3 protein-coding genes are annotated in these 3,029 nt (G+C 61.6%); 2 read left to right on the top strand and 1 reads right to left on the bottom strand.

Going from position 1 to position 3,029, the window contains the following annotated elements; translation table 11 throughout:
• The coding region (gene epsC / locus WBV42_RS18595) for a serine O-acetyltransferase EpsC (protein WP_423987351.1) at positions 1-460 on the bottom strand (460 nt) is incomplete at its 3' end.
• Between the two features lie 174 nt (positions 461-634).
• On the opposite strand from epsC, the gene WBV42_RS18590 reads away from it, so the two are divergent.
• Complete coding sequence (locus WBV42_RS18590) at positions 635-2,053, top strand: amidohydrolase (RefSeq protein ID WP_423987350.1); 1,419 nt, start codon at positions 635-637, stop codon at positions 2,051-2,053.
• 86 nt (positions 2,054-2,139) lie between these two features.
• Positions 2,140-3,029, top strand: an 890-nt coding sequence (locus WBV42_RS18585) for a methionine synthase (RefSeq protein ID WP_423987349.1), incomplete at its 3' end; no start/stop codon positions are given.

Genomic DNA, 3,029 nt, shown 5'->3' with positions numbered 1-3,029 from the left:
TCGAATTCAGCACGACGGCTCCTGCACCGATGTTTGCTTCCTTCCCTATCGTGATGGGGCCGAGCACGGTTGCACCTGTCCCGATCGTGACGCCGTCCTCGACGGTCGGATGACGCTTTTCGCGTTCCATCGAGTCGCCCCCGAGCGTCACCCCGTGATAGAGCATGACGTCGTCACCGATCTCTGCCGTTTCACCGATTACTACGCCAGCCCCGTGATCGATGAAGAACCGACGACCGATCGAGGCACCCGGATGAATTTCGATGCCCGTGAGAAATCGGGAGAGATGGGAAATCAATCGCGCGATGATGAAGTGATTCGCGGACCACACGGTGTGTGCGATGCGATGCAGCCAGATCGCATGGAGGCCGGGATACGCAAGCGCGACCTCGAACGGGTGCCGTGCAGCGGGATCCTTCCGCATCGCGGTCTGAATGTCCTCTTTGAGCCGGTCGATCATGGCGTTAGATGGTATTGGACCCGGATCACAAAAAGACCTCTTTCTCGGAATTTGCTCACGACTCGTTCACACGGGACACACCCGCGAGAACGAACTTAGGGAGATGAACCCGGAAAACCGGAGAACCCAGATAGGGAGCCGAACGTTGATACTCGCGGCACGAGAGGCGAAAGCATGGCGAGAGCGAACGTATTCGAAGCGATAGAACGCGAACGGGAACGACTGCGATCGATGGCCCAGCGTATTTGGGAGACGCCAGAACTCGGTCTCCACGAGGAGAAATCCGCGCAGGTCCTCATCGACCGATTGGAGGAGGAAGGATTCGACATCGAGGAGGGACTCGGTGGGATGCCGACGGCATTCCGGGCCTCGTACGGAAGCGGTGATCCGACGATCGGTATCCTCGGGGAGTACGACGCACTCCCCGACCTCTCACAAAAGGTGAAGGCGGAACACGACCCCGTCGAGCCCGGTGCGCCGGGACACGGTTGTGGTCACAATCTCTTCGGGGTCGCCGGCGTCGGCGGGACCATCGGGGTGAAGCGTGCCATCGACCGCGGTGATGTCGACGGAACGATCGAATTCTACGGCTGTCCGGCGGAGGAGACGCTCGTGGGCAAAGTCTTCATGGCTCGCGATGATGCGTTCGATCACCTCGACGCCGCGATAACCTGGCATCCGGCGACCCTCAGTACGCCGACGCTCGACCGGTCGCTCGCGATGGACTCGATTCGATTCACGTTCGAGGGAGTCTCGGCCCACGCCGCCGCGTCACCGGAATCCGGTCGGAGTGCGCTCGACGCCGTCGAACTATTCAACACCGGCGTGGAGTACATGCGCGAACACGTCTCGGAGAAGGCCCGTATCCACTACGTCATCACGAACGGCGGCGAAGCTCCTAACGTCGTTCCCGCGGAGGCGACCGTCTGGTACTACGTCCGCGCCCCGACGAGGGCCGAAGTCGAGCGCATTAGCGACTGGATGACCGAGATTGCCGACGGGGCAGCGATGATGACACAAACGGAGGTGGGTCGCCAGTACGTCACCGGCTGTTGGGATTACCTTCCCAATCGCACGGTGAGCGACGTCATCTGGGAAACGATGCGGGAACTGGGTGAGGTTGGCTACACCGACGACGATCGAGCGTTCGCGGCGGATCTCAAGGGCACCGTTCCCGACGAGCAAATCGAAGCGAGTCTCGAAGACGTACCCGAGGAGTACGCGGACGAGATACGCGATGCGAGCATCTACGATGTCCCGGTGCCACCACATGCGGAGGGGAAAGTCGGCGGAGGCTCGACCGACGTCGGTGACGTGAGTTGGATTACCCCGACCGGCCAATTCCGCGCCGCAACGTGGGCGGTCGGAACGCCGGGACATACGTGGCAGGCGACGGCGGCTAACGGCGATTTCGGGAAGAAAGGTGCCGTCTATGCCGCAAAGGTTCTCGGTGGAACCGCGTACGAACTCCTCGAAAATCCGGATATCGTAGCGGAGGCCACCGAGGAGTTCGACGAGGTAACTGGCGAACGAAGCTACGAAACGCCGCTCCCACCGGGGACCGAACCGCCGTTCGATATCACCTCGCCGTGATCGAACTCGAATAGTGCTGTGAGAACGAATTTGTGACTACCGTGGGTTATATTCCACTCGGATTCTATTACCCACATGATTATCGAATGACCACGAACGACGACCGAATTCGCACGACGCACATCGGAAGCCTTCCCCGACCGCCGGAACTGCTCGACCTCCTCAAGAAGCGCCAGGACGGCGAGGACGTCGACGCCGACGAGTGGGACGCGACCGTCGCGGACGCCACACGCGACATCGTCGAACGGCAGGCCGAGGTCGGTATCGACATCGCCAACAACGGCGAGCAGTCCCGCGTCTCGTTCAACTGGTACGTTGCGGACCGACTCAGCGGTATCGAGGGCAAACGTGAGCAGGAACTCTGGGCGGACCTGCAGGAGTTTCCCGAGTACGCGGACGAGACGTTCAAGACGGACGTCATCGACCTCTCGATGCAGCCCGTCGTTACCGGCCCGATCGAGTACACGGGTCAGGACGAGGCGGAAGCCGAACTCGCAGGGTTCCGCGACGCGCTCGCGGCCACCGACGCCGATTTCGAGGGGACGTTCGTGACCTCGGCGTCGCCCAGTATCGTCACCGCCACGCATGTCAACGACTACTACGACTCCTACGAGGAGTTCCTCTTCGCCGCCGCGGACGCGATGGCCGAGGAGTACGAACTCGTCGCCGAGACCGGAATGACCCTCCAAATCGACGCCCCCGAACTCCTCACCGTCGGTCAGACGTCGGCGTACGCGGGCGAGTCCCTCGAAGACATCAAGGGGGCCACGCGCCTCCACGTCGGGGCGCTCAACGAGGCGATGTCGAACGTCCCCGAAGAGCAGGTCCGACTCCACACCTGTTGGGGAAGCTACGAGGGACCCCACCACCTCGATATGAATTTGGCTGAGATGCTACCAGAGATATACGAGGCCGACATCACCGGACTCAGCATCGAGCAGGCCAACCCCCGCCATCAACACGAGTACCGTGCGTT

The organism is Haladaptatus sp. (assembly GCF_049589095.1).
GTDB lineage: Archaea > Halobacteriota > Halobacteria > Halobacteriales > Haladaptataceae > Haladaptatus.
Note: the sequence above shows the minus strand (reverse complement) of the source record. Positions and strands in the feature narration are given on the sequence as shown.